General features: G+C 69.5%; 10 protein-coding genes. All 10 read left to right on the plus strand.

The features are described 5' to 3' along the window. Nucleotides 1-497: phosphopantetheine-binding protein (locus NP4_RS01245; protein WP_255285349.1), on the plus strand; the 497-nt coding region annotated here is incomplete at its 5' end. Beyond that, complete coding sequence (locus NP4_RS01250) at nucleotides 494-3,535, plus strand: type I polyketide synthase (RefSeq protein ID WP_067990576.1); 3,042 nt, start codon at nucleotides 494-496, stop codon at nucleotides 3,533-3,535. The genes NP4_RS01245 and NP4_RS01250, both read left to right, overlap by 4 nt. After that, a complete protein-coding gene (locus tag NP4_RS01255; protein ID WP_067990579.1) occupies nucleotides 3,528-9,170 on the plus strand; it encodes a non-ribosomal peptide synthetase in 5,643 nt (1,880 codons plus the stop codon). Before NP4_RS01250 ends, NP4_RS01255 begins: the two co-directional genes overlap by 8 nt. Beyond that, the gene (locus NP4_RS01260) at nucleotides 9,167-10,948 is read left to right on the plus strand and encodes a fatty acyl-AMP ligase (RefSeq protein ID WP_067990583.1); all 1,782 of its coding nucleotides are present in this window, start codon (nucleotides 9,167-9,169) and stop codon (nucleotides 10,946-10,948) included. The genes NP4_RS01255 and NP4_RS01260 overlap by 4 nt, the downstream gene beginning before the upstream one ends. Continuing rightward, entirely contained in the window at nucleotides 10,945-11,901 is a 957-nt protein-coding gene (locus NP4_RS01265; protein ID WP_067990586.1) for a cysteine peptidase family C39 domain-containing protein, read from the plus strand. The genes NP4_RS01260 and NP4_RS01265 overlap by 4 nt, the downstream gene beginning before the upstream one ends. Before the next feature lie 3 nt (nucleotides 11,902-11,904). Further along, nucleotides 11,905-13,653, plus strand: a complete 1,749-nt coding sequence (locus NP4_RS01270; protein ID WP_147287811.1) for an HAD-IIIC family phosphatase — start codon at nucleotides 11,905-11,907, stop codon at nucleotides 13,651-13,653. Further along, a complete protein-coding gene (locus tag NP4_RS01275; protein WP_067990592.1) occupies nucleotides 13,643-13,894 on the plus strand; it encodes an acyl carrier protein in 252 nt (83 codons plus the stop codon). The genes NP4_RS01270 and NP4_RS01275 overlap by 11 nt, the downstream gene beginning before the upstream one ends. Then, nucleotides 13,891-15,414, plus strand: a complete 1,524-nt coding sequence (locus tag NP4_RS39515) for an SDR family NAD(P)-dependent oxidoreductase (protein WP_082875422.1) — start codon at nucleotides 13,891-13,893, stop codon at nucleotides 15,412-15,414. The genes NP4_RS01275 and NP4_RS39515 overlap by 4 nt, the downstream gene beginning before the upstream one ends. Continuing rightward, nucleotides 15,377-16,354, plus strand: a complete 978-nt coding sequence (locus NP4_RS40570) for an ABC transporter ATP-binding protein (RefSeq protein ID WP_067990597.1) — start codon at nucleotides 15,377-15,379, stop codon at nucleotides 16,352-16,354. The genes NP4_RS39515 and NP4_RS40570 overlap by 38 nt, the downstream gene beginning before the upstream one ends. Beyond that, nucleotides 16,341-17,132, plus strand: coding sequence for an ABC transporter permease (locus tag NP4_RS01290; RefSeq protein ID WP_062513012.1), 792 nt, complete (start codon nucleotides 16,341-16,343; stop codon nucleotides 17,130-17,132). The genes NP4_RS40570 and NP4_RS01290 overlap by 14 nt, the downstream gene beginning before the upstream one ends. Nucleotides 17,133-17,181: the final 49 nt, after the last annotated feature.

Genomic DNA, 17,181 nt, shown 5'->3' on the forward strand with positions numbered 1-17,181 from the left:
CCCCCGACTACAGCGAGCTGTCGGGATATCTGCGAAGCCGGTTGCCGGAGTACATGATTCCGTCGGCCTACCTGGTGCTCGAGGCGCTGCCACGCGGCCTGACCGGCAAACTCGACCAGAACCGGCTGCCCCGCATCGCGCCCGCCGCCGATCCGGTCTTCACCCCGCCCCGCACGGAGCTGGAGAAGGCCGTGGCGCAGGTGTGGTCCGAGGTGCTCGAGCGTGAGGTCGGACTCGGACAGAACTTCTTCGATCTGGGCGGACATTCGCTGGCCCTGGCCCGCGCCCGCGGCCTGCTGGAACGCCGCCTCGGCGTGCAGCTGGCCATGACCGACCTGTTCGCCGCGCCGACGGTGGAGGATCTGGGCCGCCTGCTGGCCGGTCGCACCACCGAACCGGAGGACACCGACCGCGGCCGGGAGCGGCGCGCCGCCGCCGCGCGCCGCCGCGCCCATCGCCGTCCCGGCTCGCCGGACACCAACGGGAGTGACGAATGACCGACGCAGACAACGACTTCCGCATCGCCGTGGTCGGTATGGCCTGCCGCCTGCCGGACGCGGACACGATCGCGGACTACTGGCGCAATCTGCGCGACGGGCACGAATCCATCCGGCCGCTGCGTTCGGCGGCCATGCCGGTGGAACCGCCCTACGGCTATGTGCACGCGGGGTCGACGCTGGCCGATCACGACAAGTTCGACGCCGAATTCTTCGATATGAGCCCGCGTGAGGCGCAGTTCCTCGATCCGCAGCATCGGCTGTTCCTGCTGTGCGCCTACGAGGCGTTCGAGGATGCCGGAATCGTGCCGGTGGACAATCCGAATCCGGTCGGTGTTTTCGCGGGCGCGGGTATCAGCACCTATCTGCTGCGCAATCTGATCGGGCACGCCGCCACCTTCGACAGCCCGTCGGCGCAGCTGCACGCGCTGCACGGCAATGCCTCGGACTATCTGGCGACCCGAATCTCCTACAAGCTCAACCTGACCGGGCCCAGTGTCTCGGTGCAGACCGCGTGCTCCACCTCGCTGGTGGCCGTGCATCAGGCCGTGCAGGCGCTGGTCGATTTCCAGTGCGATGTGGCGCTGGCCGGCGGCGCGAGCGTGCAGGTGCCGCACGAGACGGGCTACATCTACGAGGAGGGCTCGATCCTCTCGCCCGACGGGCACTGCCGGGCCTTCGACGCCGACGCCGCGGGGACGGTATTCGGTTCGGGAGCGGGCGCGGTCGTGCTCAAACGGCTGTCCGACGCGCTCGCCGACGGTGACAACATCCACGCGGTGATCCTCGGTTCGGCGATCAACAACGACGGCGGCCGCAAGGTCGGCTACACCGCGCCGGGAATCGCCGGGCAGCGGGCCGTGATTCGCGAGGCGCTGTCGGTGGCGGGTATCGACGCCGACACCATCGGCTACGTCGAGGCGCACGGCACCGGCACCAAACTCGGTGATCCGATCGAGGTGGCGGCGCTGACCGCGGCCTACCGCGAGCACACCGAGGCCAACCAGTTCTGCGCGCTCGGCTCGGTGAAAACCAATCTGGGACATCTGAACTCCGCCGCCGGGGTGGCGGGCCTGATCAAGGCCGTGCTGACCGTGCGGGAGGGTCAGATCCCCGCCAGCCTGCACTTCTCCCGGGCCAATCCGGAAATCGATTTCGCGGCGAGCCCGTTCTTCGTCAATACCGAGCTGCGCCCGTTCGACGCGCCGGTGCGCCGGGCCGCGGTGAGCGCGTTCGGTATCGGCGGCACCAATGCCCACGTCATCGTGGAGCAGCCGCCGGTCGCCGCCGCCTCGGCCGCGAAAGGACCGCGCGCGCTGGTGATTTCGGCCCGGACCGCGGCGGACGCGGACCGGCTCGCGCAGCGGCTGTCGGACCATCTGGCCGATACCGCACAAGACCTCGCGGCGATCGCGCGGACCCTGGACAAGGGCCGCCGTCGCTTCCCGCATCGTCGGCTGGTGGTCGCCGAGACGACGGCCGAGGCGGCCGCCGCTCTGCGCCGCCCGAGCGCTGGGCAGGCGTTCGTGGATCCGGCGGTGGTGGCGCTGTTCCCCGGGCAGGGGATCGCGCTGGGATCGCTGTTCGCCGAATTGACCGGCGCCGTACCGGCATTCGGTGATCGGCTGCGCGAATGCGCGCGGCTGTTGCGCGAGGACAGCGGATTCGATCTGGATGCCGCCCTGCTCGGTGGCGAGGGAACCGAGCAGACCCAGGTGGCATTGTTCGCGATCGAATACGCACTGGCGGGGATGTGGCGCGAATTCGGCGTCGCGCCCCGCGAACTGCTGGGACACAGTCTCGGCGAACTGGTATGCGCCACCCTGGCAGGGGTTTTCGATCTGCCGGAGGCGCTGCGCCTGGTGGTGGGGCGCGGCCGCATCATGGCCGCCGCCCCGCCCGGGGCCATGCTGGCCGTCTCGATCGGCGCACCGGAACTCACCGGGCGGCTGCCCGAGGATGTGTGGCTGGCCGCCGACAACTCCGCCACTCGCTGCGTGGTCGCCGGAACCCAGGCGGCCGTGGGCCGATTCGCCGAGGCGCTGTCGGCCGACGGCATCGCGAATTCGCCGCTGCCGGTCTCCCACGCGTTCCACACGCCGCTGATGGACGAGGCGGCCGCGCGGTTCGCCGAACTGGTGGGCACGGTCGCCCGGCAGGCGCCGCGAGAGTCGTTCTGGTCCAACCTGACCGGTGCGCCGATCACCGCCGAACAGGCCACCGATCCCGACTACTGGGCCCGGCAGATGACCAGCACCGTCCGCTTCCGTGAGGCGGCCGAGGAGTTGACCCGACGTCATCCGCAGCTGATCGCGCTCGAGACCGGCCCCGGCAAATCGCTGATGTCGTTCCTGCGCACCGCCTCTCGGGAAGCCGTGGCCGTGGCGTCGGCCGGAACCGCGACGGGTGAGCGTCCCGCCGCGTCGGCGATCGTCGAGGCGGCGGGGCGGCTGTGGCTGTACGGCGTCGAGGCCGATCTGGCCGCGGTCCACGCCGATACCGAACACCGCACCGTCAGTCTGCCGACCTATCCCTTTGCCCTGGAACGCTTCTGGGTCGATCCGCCGGAGGCCCCGCGCACCCGCGCGACGGCCCCGCAGCGCAGCACCCCGATCGTGGCGGCCGAGACCTACGGCGGCCACCTGTCCGTGGTGCCCGAAACGCCCGTCGCACCGGCAGACCCGGAAGCCTCTCCTGAATTCCTTACCGAAGGCGAGGACGAGTTCACCGAGGCCATTCGGGAGCGGGTCGCCGAAATCTGGTACGAGGCATTGGGTTCCGACAGCATCGGCGCGCACGCAAACTTCTTCGAGGTCGGCGGCGATTCCCTGATGGCCGTGCACGTGGCCACCCGACTGCGGGCGGTCTTCCCCGTGCAGCTGGTGCTCGGCGATCTGTTCGCCCGGCCCACCATCGCCGGCATGGCCGATGTCATCGCCCAGGATCTGATCAACCGGCTCGACGACATGTCCGACAGCGAGGTCGAATTGCTGCTCGGCGAGCGTGGCACCACCCAGGAGAGCACCGAAAATGCCTGAACTCGCCGATATCCGGGGTTCCCGCCGGGAACTGCTGAAGCGTTGGGCGACCGGCCGCACCGATCGCTCCGCCATTCCGCGTCGCACCGACACCGGCGCGGTGGGCCTGTCGGCCGCCCAGCAGCGGCTGTGGTTCCTGGAACAGCTGTTCCCGGGCCGCCCCACCTACACCATGCCCTTGGCCCTGCGACTGCACGGCCCGCTGGACACCGACGCGCTGCGCCGGGCGATCGCCGTGGTCATCGACCGCCACGACTCGCTGCGCACGAGTATCGAACTGCGCGAAGGACTTCCGGTGCAGGTCGTCGGGGCGGCCGGTCCGGTGCCGTTCCACGTCGTGGAGCGCGCGGATCTGGATCCGGAGCGGCCCGAGGCCGATGCGGTGGCCCGGGTGGAGCAGTTCAGCCGCACCCTGTTCGATCTGTCCGGCTCGCTGTTCGAGGTGCTGCTGGTCCGGCTGAGCGACTCCGAGGCCCTCTTCGCGGTCGCGATGCACCATGTCATCTCCGACGGCTGGTCGCTGGGCGTATTCGCCAGCGAACTCATGACCGCCTACGGCGCCCTGGTCGAGGGCCGCACCCCGGCCCTGCCCGAATTGACCGTGCAGTACCCGGATTACGCGCAGTGGCTGCGGGATCGGGTGGAGCGCGACGATTTCGGCGGCGATCTGGACTACTGGCGCGGTGTGCTCGGCGACGAGCCGCCGCTGGTGACCTTCCACCCGGACCGCCCGCGCGCCCTGAAGCCGGACAGCCGCGGCGCGCGCCTGCCGTTCACCATCCCGGCCGAGATCGTCGACGGCCTGCGCGGACTCGCCAACGAGGTACGCCGTAACGACCGTCCCGCAACGCTTTTCGTCGCGCTGATGGCAGGATTCAAGGCCCTGCTGCGCTACTACACGGGAGCCGAGGACATCACCGTCGGCACCCCGATAGCCAACCGCACCCGGCCCGAGGTCGAGCAGTTGATCGGCTTCTTCGTCAACGCGCTGGCGCTGCGCACCGATCTGTCGGGCAATCCGAGCTTCCGGGAGCTGCTCGCCCGCGAACAGGGCGTGGTCTTCGACGCCTTCGATCACCAGGAGGCCCCCTTCGACCTGGTCGTCGAGCATGTGCGCCCCGACCGCGAACTGTCGCATTCGCCGCTGTTCCGCACCGCGGTGGTGCTGCAGAACACCGCCATGCCGGAGTTGACCGTCGCCGGAGTGCGCGCCGAGTATCTCGAAGTACACTCGGGCACAACCAAATTCGATGTACTGGTGACCCTGACCCCGGTCGGCGAGGAGTTGGTCGGCGCCATCGAATATGACACCGACCTCTACGACGAGCCGACCGTCGCCGCGATCCAGCGGCATCTGGTCGCGCTGCTCGCGGCCGCCGTCGCGCGGCCGGACACCCCGCTGGCGGAATTGGATTTCCTCAGCGCCGAGGAGGCGCAGCGCGCCCTGACCGCGGCCCGGCCGGTCGAGGCCGACGCCGCGCCGCCCGCGCACACCCTGCACGAACTGTTCGCCCAGCAGGCCGCCCGCACGCCCGACGCCGTGGCGGTGAGCTTCGGTGACGAGCGGGTGAGCTACGCCGAACTCGCCGACGCCGCAGCCGAACTCGCGCGCCGCCTGCGCGCCCAGGGCATCGGCCGCGGTGATTTCGTCGGCATCCACCTCGAGCGCTCCGCGCAGGTCGTCATCGCGATCCTGGCCGTTCTGGAGGCCGGTGCGGCCTATGTGCCGCTGGATCCGATGAATCCGGCCGAACGTATCGAGTTCATGATCACCGATTCCGGCGCGCGCCTGGTCATCACACAGACCTCGCTGGCCCAGCCGCTGCGCGCGGCCGCCCCGAATCTGCTGCTGGTCGACGAGCCCGCCGCGGCCATCGCCACCGCGGGCGACCTCGAGCCGGCCACCCCGGCCGACCCCTGCTACGTCATCTACACCTCGGGTTCGACCGGTGTACCCAAGGGCGTGATCATCGAGCACGCCAATGTGGTTCGCCTGTTCTCCACCACCGCGCGCTGGTTCGACTTCGGCCCGGCCGACGTGTGGACGATGTTCCACTCCTACTCCTTCGACTTCGCGGTCTGGGAGATGTGGGGCGCGCTGCTGCACGGCGGTCGCGTCGTGGTGGTGCCGAGCGAGATCAGCCGCAGCGCCGAATCCTTCGCGGATCTGCTTGTGCGCGAGCGGGTTACGGTACTCAACCAGACCCCCTCGGCCTTCCTGCAGCTGATTCCGACCCTGGACGGCCCGCGCGGTGACGATCTGGCGCTGCGCTATGTGATATTCGGTGGGGAGGCCCTGGACCTACCGAGCCTGCGGCCCTGGTACGACCGCCACGGCGAGGTTGTGCGGTTGGTGAACATGTACGGCATCACCGAGACGACCGTGCATGTCACCTACCGCGCCCTGAGCCGGGCCGATATCGAATCCGCCGCGGGCAGCCTCATCGGCGTACCGCTGCCGGATCTGGGCGTGCTCATTCTCGATCCGGCCGGACGCCCCGTGCCGGACGGGGTTTCGGGGGAGATGTTCGTTCTCGGCGCGGGCGTCGGACACGGCTATCTGGGCCGCGACGAGCTCACCTCCGAACGCTTCATCCGCCATCCCCTGCTCGGTGAGCGCCGCCTCTACCGCACCGGCGATCTGGCCCGCCGCCGCGCCGACGGTGATCTGGAATATCTGGGCCGCATCGACCACCAGGTGAAGGTGCGCGGCTTCCGCATCGAGCTCGGCGAGATCGAGGCCGTCATCGACGACCACTCCGGCGTCGAGCAGTCGGTGGTGCTCGCCCGCGAGGACGCCGGCGGCACGGTCGCGCTCGTCGCGTATCTGACCCCGCGCCCGGAGGTCTACTCCCGGGCGGAGGCCGCCGAGGCCGATCAGGTATCCGACTGGGAGGTGGTGTTCGACAGCACCTACGGTCAGCACCGCGACGATATCGAGGCCGACTTCAACACCACGGGTTGGAACGACTCCTACACCAATGCCGCCATCCCCGAGGAGCACATGCGGGAATGGGTCGACTCCACGGTGTCGGCGGTACGCGGTTTCGCACCCCGGCGGGTACTCGAAATCGGCTGCGGCACGGGACTTCTGCTCTCGCGGCTGGCATCGGCGTCGGAGGTGTACGACGGCACCGACATGTCGGCCACGGCCCTGGGGCACGTGCGGGAGAACATCGTCGGCGACCACGAGGACCTGCGGCATGTGCGGCTGTTCCAGGGCGCTGCCGATGAGCTGCCCGCCGAACTGACCGGGCCCTACGACGTCATCCTCATCAACTCGGTGGTGCAGTACTTCCCGAGCGCGGACTATCTGACCCGGGTGCTGCGGCATGCGGCCGATCTGCTCGCCGAGGACGGCGTGCTGTTCGTCGGCGACGTCCGCGATCTGGGCCTGATGGAATCGTTCCACGCCACGATCGAGATGACGGCCTCGCCGACCGCCTCCGCCGCGGAGCTGTCCGGCGCGGTGCGCGCCGCCTGCGACCGCGACGCCGAATTGCTGCTCGCGCCAAGGTATTTCAGCGAACTCGCGGCCGACCATCCGCGCCTGAGCGGTTCGCGCATCCGGCTGCGCCGCGGCGAACATCTCAACGAGATGTCGCGATTCCGCTACGACGCCGTGCTGTACGCCGGTGCGCCGACCCGCCCCGCACTGGCCCGGGTGCTCGACCCGACGACCAGCCCGGCCATGCTGGCCGATCTGCTCGATCGCGAACAGCCCGAGGCGATCGTGGTGCCCGATGTGCTCGACGCCCGCGTGGCCGGTCCGCTGGCCGTGGTCGCGGAACTGGCGCGCGGTCGCGCCGCGGCCCCCGAACTGCGCGCTCGGCTGGCCGATGCCGGTGGCGTCAACCCCGAGGCGTATCTCGCGCTCACCGACCAGCTTTCCTATCGCATCGAGGCACTGCGCCGCGCGGGCGGCCGTTTCGATGTGGTCGCCACGCGCTGGGACGTCCCGGTCGCCGACGCACCGGCTCGCGCCGAGAAATGGCGCGACAGCGAGCTGGCCTCGGATCCGTTGCGGGTCAAGGCCCACGACGATCTGGCCGTGGCGGTGCGCGCGCATCTCGCGCGGCGACTGCCCGCGCATATGGTTCCCGCCGGTGTGGTTGTGCTGGAGCGATTCCCGTTGACCACCAACGGAAAACTGGATCGCCGCGCGCTGCCCGCGCCGGTGCTGCGCCGCAATCCGGTGGCCTACGAGCCGCCGCGCACGGTCCTCGAACAGCGCATCGCCGCGGTCTTCGCGCAGGTGCTGGGCAATCCCAAGGTGGGCCGCGAGGACAACTTCTTCGATCTGGGCGGACATTCACTGCTCGCGGCGCAACTCATGCTGCGGCTGAAAGAGACCTTCGGCGAGGATATTCCGCTCGGTTCGCTGTTCGCCCGGCCCTCGGTGGCCGGGGTGGCCGGGCTGCTGTCCGGCGACGCGGCGGTCGAGGAGGCGATCGACTACGAGGCCGAGGTGCGCGCGGTCACCGCGCACTGGCCCGCCGGGCCGTGGCAGATCACCCCGCACGCGGCCACCGGTGCGGTGCTGCTCACCGGCGCGACCGGCTTCGTCGGCGCGTTCATCCTGCGAGAACTGCTGGCACGCACCGACTATCGCATCCACTGCCTGGTGCGCGCGGACAGTCGCGCCGAGGGGCTGGAGCGGTTGGCGAAGACCTTCGACAGCTATGAGCTGCCGCGGGCGGACTTCGATCGGGTGATTCCGGTGCTGGGCGATCTGGCCGCGCCGCGACTCGGCTTGAGCGAGAAGGAATTCCTGCTGCTCGGCCGCGGCGTCGACGCCATTTATCACAACGGTGCGCAGGTGAACTTCGCCCTGCCGTACCGGGTGCTGGAGGCGGCCAATGTGACCGGCACCGACGAGTTGATCGAATTGGCCCGAACCGCCGGTCTGCCATTGCATTTCGTGTCCTCGCTGTATGTGCTGGGACCCGGCGACGGCGTGGACGGGCGGGTGGGCGAACCCGCCGCGCCGCGCGATCCGTCGCAGCTGCGGCTGGGTTATCTGCAGACCAAGTGGGTGGCCGAGCGGCTGGTGTGCGAGGCCGGTGCGCGCGGACTGCCGGTCGACATCTTCCGGCTCGGCCGCATCGCGGGCGACAGCGTCACCGGCGCGTGCCAGACCAGCGATTTCTTCTGGCTGCTCGTCAAGGCCAGTCAGGAGATCGGACTCGCCCCCGAGGTCGACTTCACCGTGGATCTGGCCCCGGCCGATTTCGCGGCGGGCGCGATGGTCGAACTCGCGCGGCGGCAGTCGTCGCAACCCGGCGCGCACATCTACCACCTGCGCAATCCGCGGCCCGCGGCCTTCGCCGACGCGGTCGGCTGGATTCGCGACGCGGGTTGGCCGGTGCGGCTGCTCGAACCGCTGGCCTGGCGCGACGCGGTCGAGGCGCATGCCGCCGCGGCCGGACCCGACTCGGCCTCCTATCGGGTGCTGAGCCTGCTCGGCACCGGCGAGGGCCTCAGTCCCACACTGAGTTTCGAGGTCGACGAGCAGATCGGACGCTCCGGCGTGGTGTGCCCGCCGGTATCGCACGAACTGTTCCGGCGCTACCTGACCTATTTCGACAAGATCGGTTTCCTGGCCCCGCCGTCCCGACAGGAGGTCGAAGTATGACCGCCACCATTCCGACCGCGCCGGCCGTGCGCTACGACACCATGGTCCGTGCCCTGCGGGCGCAGGCCGAGATCCGGCCGGACGCGGTGGCCTACAACTTCCTGCACTATCCGGACACCCAGGATCCGCACGGGGTCAAGGAGCCGATCACCTTCGCCGAAATCGACCGCTACGCCCGGGCGTTCGCGGTGAGCGTGCTGCAGCTGGCGCAGCCGGGGGAGCGGGCGGTGCTGCTGCTGCCGCCCGGACTGGACTATGTGAAGGCGTTCTTCGGCTGCCTGTACGCGGGCATCGTCGCGGTGCCGCTGTTCCCGCCGAGTATGCACAATGCCAACGGGCGACTCGATGCGGTCTGCACCGACGCCGATCCTGCCTGCCTGATCACCACCGACGACGAGATGGCAAGGGTCACGGCGTGGTTGGACGAGTCACCGATCGAGACCACCCGGCTGGTGCTGTCCACCGGTGAGGTGGACCAGGCGCTGGCCGACAAGTGGGAGTACCCGGCGATCGACGCCGAGCACACCGCGCTGCTGCAGTACACCTCCGGATCCACCCGCACCCCAGCCGGTGTCATGGTGCCGCATCGCGGACTGCTCGCCAACGCGCACCAGATCTACGACGTGTACGCGCGCACCGGCCTGGATGTCGAGGGCGACGATATGGCCTTCGTCAGCTGGCTGCCGCTGTTCCACGATATGGGCCTGATGGTCGGGGTGGTCATGCCGGTCATCAACGGCCACCAGGTGATCCAACTGTCGGCGTCGGCGTTCCTGCGCCGACCCGAGCGTTGGTTGCAGGCCATCAGCGATGTGCCCCAGCAGACCTTCTCGGCCTCGCCGAATCTCGGATACGAGCTGTGCACCCAGCGCATCGATACCGAGCAGCGGGCGAGGCTGGACCTGAGCCGCTGGCGCTACGGCCTGGCGGGCGCCGAACCGGTGCGGGTCAGCACGATGCGCAGGTTCAACGAACTGTTCGGCCCGCAGGGTCTGCGCGAGAAGACGCTGTGCGCCGGATTCGGGCTGGCCGAGGCCACATTGATCGTGTCGGCCCCGTGGCGCACCGGCGGCGGGGTGCAGACGATCACCGTGGACCGCGATCAGCTGGCCAACGGCGTGGCGGTCCCGGTCGAGGGCGAGGGCGCGGAGATCGTGGGCGCGGGCTGGGCGGTGCCCGGCGTCGAGATGCTCATCGTCGATCCCGCGACCCGCGAGCCGCTGCCCGAACACGGGCTCGGAGAGGTGTGGGTCGACAGCCCGGCGCTGGCCAGCGGCTATTTCAACCGGCCAGAGGAGACCGAGCAGACCTTCCGCGCCGAACTCGCCACGGGCGACGGCCGCTACTACATGCGCACCGGCGATATCGGCTTCCTGCACGACGGCGAGTTGTATCTGACCAGCCGCCTGAAGGATCTGATCATCGTCGACGGTCGCAACTTCTATCCGCCGGACCTCGAGGCCACCGCCGAACAGGCCCATCCGCTGGTGCTGCCGAGCCGCTGCTCGATCTTCTCCATCGACGACAACGATCGCGAGAAGATCGTGGTCCTGGTGGAGGCCCGGCTGAACCTCAACAGCGACGAGGGCGCGGCCACCGCGGCGGAATTGCGAAATTCCGTGCGCCAGGCCATCTTCGATGTTCACGAGGTCGGCGTGCACGATGTCGCGCTGGTCGCCCCGGGCGCGATTCCGCGCACCTCGAGCGGCAAGATCCAGCGCTCGGCCTCGCGCAAGGCGTATCTGGACGGATCCCTGCGAGTTCTGAGGGCGAGATGACCACCCCACTGCTGCACGGCGACAAGCTGACCTGTTTCACCGCGGCTCTGGCCGGGGCGCTGACCGCGCGCGGCGACGAGCGCTGGTGGCGGCCGCTGCTGTCGGAGGGGCCGTATCTGGCGGTCGCCCCGGCCGAGGGTGAACTACTGCGTTTCGAACACCACCCGGCCCCGCCGCTGCCCAGCCTGGGTCTGCGCGTCGCGGGCAGCGACGACTGGGACACCGCGTACGCCGCACTGGCCGACCAGATCTCGCGCTCCGGTGCGGTGGTGTTGCTCGCCGACTACTTCAACCTGCCCTGGCAGCGCGCGCACGGCCGATTGCACGGTACCCACTGGCTGGCCGTGGTCGACCACGGCGACGGCTGGGTGATCGAGGATCCGCTGGACTTCGCGACGGATCTGGGACAGCAGCCCGGCAGCCGGATCCAGATCCCCGATCCGGTCGAACTGCGTTCCTGGGCAACGGCTCTGGGCGAGCACCATCTGCCGTCGACCCTGCGCGAACAGGCCATGGCCGGTGAGCGGGACATCGCCCGCGCACATACCTACCGCTGGCTCGAGACCGATCCCGATCCGCTGCTCACCCCCGCCCCGGAGGGGCGTCTGGTCGGTAAGGACGCGCTGCTGGCCCTGGCCGCGCGGTACCGATTCGCCAGCGCCCCTGCCGATTTCGCGCAGAACGACGATCTGTGGCAGGCGCTGCGGCAGCGCGAGACGCTGCTGTGGGCCGCACGGCACGATCCCGAGGCGCTGGACGAGGCCGGTCGCGCGCACTGGGAGCGCGCGGTGGCCCGCTGGCAGGCGCTGACCCCGCTGCTGCTGCACGCGCGGATGCGGGCCGAGCACGGCGGCACCGTCAATACCGGACTCATTGCCGAAACCCTCACCGAGCTGGCCGATTTCGAGGACGAGCACCTGGCCTACGGTGCCCGCCGCACGAAGGGAGATTGAATCGTGCATACGCAATTGGCCGTGGAACTGTCGCCAGCCGACGGTTACGACGCCTGGGTGCGGCGGGCCACCGCCTTCGCCAAGGAAAATGCCGCACAAGGCAATTCGGTACGGATCGCGCTGCTGGCCACCCACACGACCGAATTCCTGGCCGAACTGCTGCCGCTGGCCGGGGCCCGCGCGGGCCTGAACGTCGAACTGCTGCAGTTCCCGTTCGGCCAGATCGAGCAGATCCTGTTCGATCCCCAGACCCCGTTGCGCGAGGGCGATTACGTCGTCCTGGCCGCGACCCATCACGACGTATTCGATACCGCCGAGGAGACCGTGCGGCGCTGGGTCGGACTCTGGGACGCCGCGGCCCGCCTGGGCGTGCGCGCGGTTCAGCTCGGCTTCGCCCCGCCCGCGGTCGACACCTATGGCCCGGTGGCCTGGCGCACCACCAAATCGCGCTCGGCGCTGGTGCGTGAGGTCAATGCGCAACTGGCCGAATCGGCCCCGGGCCGGGTGCGTTTCGTCGACGTCGAACAGCTGGCCGCCCAGGTCGGACTGCGCAACTGGGAGGATCCGCGCAGCTGGTACCGCGTGCGCCAGCCCTACGCCGCCGACAGCCTGCCGTGGCTGGCGAGCGCGATCGCCGATACGGTCGCCTCCGATCGCGGCCTGTCGGCCCGCTGCGTGGTGCTGGATCTGGACGGCACGCTGTGGGGCGGCATCCTCGGCGAGGACGGCATCGACGGCATCCGCATCGGCGCCGGACCCGAGGGCGAGGCGTTCGCGGAGTTCCAGCGCTATCTCAAATCGCTGACCGAGCGCGGGGTACTGCTCGCGGTGGCCAGTAAGAACGATCGCGAGCTGGCGCTGAAGGCGATCGCCGAGGCGCCGGGCATGGTTCTGGGCATCGACGACTTCACCTGGATCGTCGCGGACTGGCGGCCGAAATCCGAACAGCTGCGCGAGATTTCGGAGAAGGTCCGGCTGGGGCTGGCCAGCTTCGTCTTCGTCGACGACAACCGGGCCGAATGCGCCCAGGTCGCCGCGGCACATCCGGAGGTGCGCACGCTGACCCTGCCCGCCTCCCCGGCGAAGTTCCCGGCCACCCTGGCCGCGCTGCCGTGGCTGCATCCGGGTGCGCTGTCGGAGGAGGACTTCGCGCGGCAGCGGTCCTATCAGGCGCTGGCCGAGGCCGAGGAGTTGGCGCAGGGCCGTTCACTCGAGGAGTTCCTGGCGAGCCTGGATATGGAAGCCGTTGTCGAGCCGATCAATTCGACGACGACCGAGCGGGCCGCGCAGCTGGTCGCCAAGACCAATCAGTTCAACCTCACCACCCGCCGCCACACCCAGACCCAGGTGCAGAAGATCTCCGAGGACCCGCAGTGGTTCGCGGCGACGCTGCGCCTGCGTGATCGGTTCGCCGATCACGGCATCGTCGGCGTGCTGCTGGCCGAGGATCGCGGCGGGGTCGCCGAAATCGACACCCTGCTGTTGAGCTGCCGAGTGATCGGCCGCGGCGCCGAGGACAGCCTGCTGGCCGCGGTGTCGGAATGGGCGCTGGCGCGTGGCTGTTCGCGGCTGGTCGGCCGCTACCTGCCCACTCCGCGCAATGGACTGGTCCGCGAGGTGTACTCCGCCCGCGGATTCGTCGCGGAGTCCGAAACCGAGCAGGGCGGCTCGGTTTCCGGATACGACCTGACCGTCGGGGCGCTGCCGCGCAGCCCCCATATTCGAGAGGCCCAGCTACAACATGGCCACTGATCAGGTGATCGAGAAACTGCTCGAGGTGTTCTCCTCGGTCGTGGGCGAGGACGCCGTGCACGGCGCGGCCACCGCCCGCGGCGATATGGAGGTCTGGGACTCCCTGGCCCAGGTCCGACTCGTCTACGCGATCGAGCGCGCCTTCGATGTCGAACTGCCCGAACGGCTTTTGACCTCGGAGGTCTCCCTGTCCGACATCGCCGCGGCGGTCGTCGACGCACGGTCGGAGCGGACGGCATGAGCAGCATGAGCACGCGGTCGTTCCGGTTGACCGATGACGACGTGGTGGATTACGCCATGGCGACCGGTGATCGCAATCCGCTGCACGTCGATGCCGATTTCGCGCGTCGCTCGCCGTACGGGCGGCCGATCGCGCACGGCGCGCTGATCGTCACCCTGGCGCTGGGCGCGCTGTTCGAGGACCTCGATCCGCGGGTCGTGCGGCAGCTGCGGGTGACCTTCCGCCAGCCCGCGATTCCGGGTCGGCGCTACCAGATCGAGTGGTCGGTCTCCGACGGCGAGGCCCGCGGCAAGGTCAGCTTCGGCGGGATCGAGGCGGTCGGCATCCGCTGCGGCCTCGGCCCGGAACTTCCGGTGTCGACCGAGACCGCGCCCAATCATCCCTATCGGCGCACCGCGCGGCGGCTGAATCCGGCGAATCCGCCCGGGCCCGAGGCGGGTGCGTTCTCGGTCGGGTATCGGCTGATCTCGGATGTGGTCGAGCGGGTCACGGGCGGTGGGGTGCCCGAACATCTGGCGACGCTGCTCGGCTGGGTCAGCTACTGGACCGGCATGCACACCCCGGGACGCGACGCGCTGCTGGTGGCGTGCTCGATCGAATTCGAGCGGGCGGGGACCGGGGCGATCGAATTCGGCACCGAGACACCGGATATCGATCGGCGCTCGGGCCTGATCACACTGCGCGCCCGCACCCGCTGCGGCGCGGATGCCGCGGTGACGATCGAAAGCCTTGTCCGCGAACCGGTCCCGGGCCCCGAACCCGGTGAGATCGCCGCGGTGCTGCCGGTGTCGCGATCGCTGGCGGGCCGGACCGTACTGGTCGTCGGGGGCAGTCGCGGTCTGGGCGCGGCGGTTTCGCTGGCATTGGCCGGACAGGGTGCGCGGGTGCTGATCGGCTGCACGCGCAGGCCGGAGGCCCTGCTGGCCACCGCGCCCGGCTGGGCCGATCGGCTGATCCCGGTGATCGCCGACGCCAGTGATCCGCGGGCGCTGGCCGCGGCGTTGCCGGACGAACCGCTCGACGGTGTGGTGTGCCTCGCCGCCCCGGCGATTCCCACGCTGCCCCTGGCGGCCGATGCGATCGATCCGGCGATCGACTTCATCGGGGAGAGTTCGCGTTTGGTGCTCACCCCCCTGTCGGTGTGCGCCGCGCGACTGCGACCGGACGCGACGGTGGTGCTGGTCTCCTCGGAGGCCGTCATCGATCCGCCGCGGTGGTGGCCGCACTACGCGGCGGCCAAGGGCGTGGTCGAAGGACTCGCCCACTATGTGGCCCGCCACCATCCGTGGCGCGTCGTGGTGGCCCGGCCGCCGCGACTGTGGACCGAAATGACCAATACCCCCGGCGGGCGCGCGCAGAGCAACCCCATCGGCCCGGTCGCGGCCGGCATCGTCGGAGCCTTCCTGGCTCCCGCGGTGCCCGGCGAGGTGACCGTGCTCGGGGGTTCGAACGCGTGGACGGCACCGAGCGAGGAGGTGTGGCGTGCTGGAAATTCGCGACCTGAACAAGTCCTACGGTAAGAAACAAGTACTCACCGGGGTGAATCTGACCGTGCGACCCGGCGAGGTGCTGGGCCTGCTCGGACCCAACGGCGCGGGCAAGACCACGACCGCATCGATCGTGGCCGGTCTGTCCGCGGCCGACTCCGGCACCGTCCTGGTCGACGGCATCGATATCCGCAAGGATCCGCGCCAGGCGCGGCGGCGACTCGGGCTGGCCCCGCAGGAACTGGGTGTGTATCCGACCCTTTCCGCGAAGCAGAATCTGGAGTTCTTCGGCCGGATGATGGGTGTGCCGCGTTCGGCGCTGCCCGCCCGCATCGCGGATGTGGCCGAATCCCTCGGCATCACACCGTTTCTCGATACCCGGGCACACAATCTGTCCGGCGGTCAGCAGCGTCGCCTGCACACCGCCGCGGCGCTGCTGCACGAGCCCGCGGTGCTGTGGCTGGACGAACCGACCGTCGGCGCGGACGTGTCGGCGCGCCAGGACCTGCTCAACGAGGTGCGCAGGCTCGCCGACAGCGGGGCGGCCGTGGTGTACGCCACCCACTATCTACCCGAACTCGAATTCCTCAACGCCCGCGTGGTGGTCCTGCACCACGGTCGCATTCTGGCCGAGGGCGATGCCGCCGAACTGGTCGAGCGGTACGCCAAATCGGCGGTGAGCCTGGAGTTCTCGGGCCCGGTGCCGGACGGACTCGGGGCCTACCGAGCCGTGCCGGGCGCCACCGTGACCGATTCCCGGTTGCTCACCATCCCCACCGACAGTCCGGGACAGCTGCTGGCGCAGCTGTTCACGACCCTCAACGGCGAGACGGACCGATTGCTGTCGGCCGAGATCCACCATCCCAACCTGGAAAACGCCTACCTCGCCATCGTCGGCGCGGCGGCCCAGGCCGAGTCCGAGGCCGAAATCGGTTGGGACGCTGCACAGAGGAGTTCCGATGCTGTTGCATGATTCCGCACTGGAGAGGGTGCGGACGCTGTCGTGGGCGGATTTCCATCGCATCCGCTCCGATCCGGCGCAGCTGATCATCATGACGCTGCTCCCGATCGGTTTCATGGCCTTCCTGACCCCGATCGACAAATATCAGCTGCGGCTGGCGGGCGGTTATCCGCACGCCAACGGTGTCGAGCAGGCCGGTCCCGGCGCGGTGGTGATGTTCGCCTTCTTCATCACCTCGCTGCTGGGGGCGTCGTTCTTCCGGGAGCACGAATGGGGCACCTGGGATCGACTGCGGGCCGCGCCGGTGCGGGCCCCGGAGATCATCGCGGGGAAATCCTTTCCGCTGCTGGTGTTCTCGGCGATCCAGATGACCATCGTGTGGGTGGTGGCCTTCGAGGTCTTCGATCTGCACAGTAAGGGTTCGGTGATCTGGCTGGCCCTGTTGACCGCCGCACTGTCGGTGGCCACCTGGGGATTCGGCATCGCGCTGGTGTCGATCTGCAAATCCATCGATCAGCTGGCCGTTATCGCGCAACCGATCTCGCTCGCCCTGGGCGGGCTCGGCGGCACCATCGCCCCGCGGGACACGCTCCCGGACTGGGCGAAGTCGTTGTCTCCCATCACGCCGCAGTACTGGGCGCTGAAGGGGTTCAAGGAAGTGATTTTGGAGGGTGGAGGCTTCGACGCCGTGGCCACGCCCTGTGTTGTGTTGCTCGGAGTCGGCGTCGCCGGTGCGTTGATCGCCGCCTTCCGATTCAGATTGAGTCACGCCAAGATCGGACGGAGTTGATCCGCGGATGTCCGCAGAAGTAGTGCCCCGGTCCACCCGGGCCGCAATG

Source organism: Nocardia pseudobrasiliensis NBRC 108224 (assembly GCF_001613105.1).
Taxonomy (GTDB): domain Bacteria; phylum Actinomycetota; class Actinomycetes; order Mycobacteriales; family Mycobacteriaceae; genus Nocardia; species Nocardia pseudobrasiliensis.